General features: G+C 70.6%; 2 protein-coding genes. Both read left to right on the forward strand.

Annotated features, from left to right (window positions below; genetic code table 11):
- Positions 1-278: 278 nt before the first annotated feature.
- Positions 279-875, forward strand: coding sequence for a M48 family metallopeptidase (locus K6I34_RS36735; RefSeq protein ID WP_229332353.1), 597 nt, complete (start codon positions 279-281; stop codon positions 873-875).
- A 127-nt stretch (positions 876-1,002) separates the two neighbouring features.
- On the forward strand, positions 1,003-1,584 hold a 582-nt coding region (locus K6I34_RS36740; RefSeq protein WP_229332354.1), incomplete at its 3' end, for a TerD family protein.

A 1,584-nucleotide genomic window follows, 5' to 3' on the forward strand; every position in this document is an offset into this window, starting at 1 on the left:
GCGGGAGGCCGCGCTCTTCCCCGCAGCGCGCCCCGCGTCCCTCCTCGCGTCTTCTCGCACATCCTCCGGCGCGACCCTCCGCGCGGCCTCCCGCACGACGTTCCGCATGGTCCTCCCCCTCCGTCGGCCTTCAGAATGGGCCTCCGGGCCCGGCGCCGTGCGCGGTTGTCCACAGGCAGCGGGTAATAGTCGTACAAATCGGGGACTCCCGGCCCCGTTTCCCCCGACAAGGAGCGATGGGCGGGACTCCACGCGCCGCCACCGGGTAACGTCGGGGCGTGCCCGTCGATCCTCTGCACAGTGCCGCACGACCACAGCGCACCGCCCCGAGCCCGCTCACCCGCGGTCCGGGGAGCGACGCGGTCGAGGTCAGACGGAGCGCACGGCGCCGCAGAACGGTCACCGCCTACCGGGAGGGCGACCGGACGGTCGTGCTGATCCCCGCCCGGATGTCGGAGGCGGAGGAGCGGCGCTGGGTGGCCGTGATGCTCGACAAGCTCGCGGCCCAGGAGAGCAAAAGGATGCTCGGCGACGCGGAGCTCTCCGAGCGTGCGCGGCGGCTCTCCGAGCAGTATCTGGACGGCCGGGCCCGCCCCGACTCGGTCCGCTGGGTGACCAACCAGAACACCCGCTGGGGCTCCTGCACCCCGGCCGAGGGCAGCATCCGTCTCTCGCACCGTCTCCAGGGCATGCCCGAATACGTCGTGGACTACGTGCTGCTCCACGAGCTGGCGCACCTCCTCGTCCCCGGGCACGGGCCCGGGTTCTGGCGGCTCCTGGAGGCGTATCCACGGACCGAACGCGCCCGCGGATACCTCGAAGGCGTGGTCTCCGTGGACCGGCTGCCGCACCTTCCCGCGGCCCGGAGCGAATAGCGCCGCGACGCGCCGCCGTGGGCATTTCCGGCCGGGCGGGAACGGCCCGGAGCCGGAAGACCCCGGCCGAGCCGTTAGCCTGACGCAACGTATTCATCGCAGTCCGGATGGGGGACGGTCGTTACGCATGGCCAGGGAATTCCAGCGCGGCCACAAGGCCAGGATCAGTGATCTGACGGCAGGGACCGATCTGTACGTGGGCGTACAGATCGCCGGCCCCGGCCTGACCCTCGACATCAGCTGCTTCGGCCTCGACGCCCAGGAGCGGCTCTCCGACGACCGGTACTTCGTCTTCTTCAACCAGCCGCAGTCGCCCGAGGGCGCCATCGCGCAACTCGGTGCCCAGGCCGGTGACACGGAATCCTTCCGTGTCACCCTGGACCGGATTCCCTCGCAGATCCAGAAGCTGAGCTTCACGGCCACGGTCGACGGCGACGGTCAGATGTCGCAGATCGGCCCCGGGTATCTCCGCATCGTGGCCGGTGGTGAGGAAGTCGCCCGCTACTCCTTCACCGGTTCCGAATTCAGCACCGAACGCGCGGTGATGCTCGGCGACTTCTATATGAAGGACGTCTGGCGGTTCGCCGCGGTGGGCCAGGGATTCGACGGCGGTCTCGAAGCGCTGCTGAAGAACTTCGGCGGCGAGGTGCTGGAGGAGGAGGCGCCCGAGCCCACGTCCGCCACCGCGCCTCCCGCCACCGCGCCTCCC

This window comes from Streptomyces sp. UNOC14_S4 (assembly GCF_020740835.1).
GTDB lineage: Bacteria > Actinomycetota > Actinomycetes > Streptomycetales > Streptomycetaceae > Streptomyces.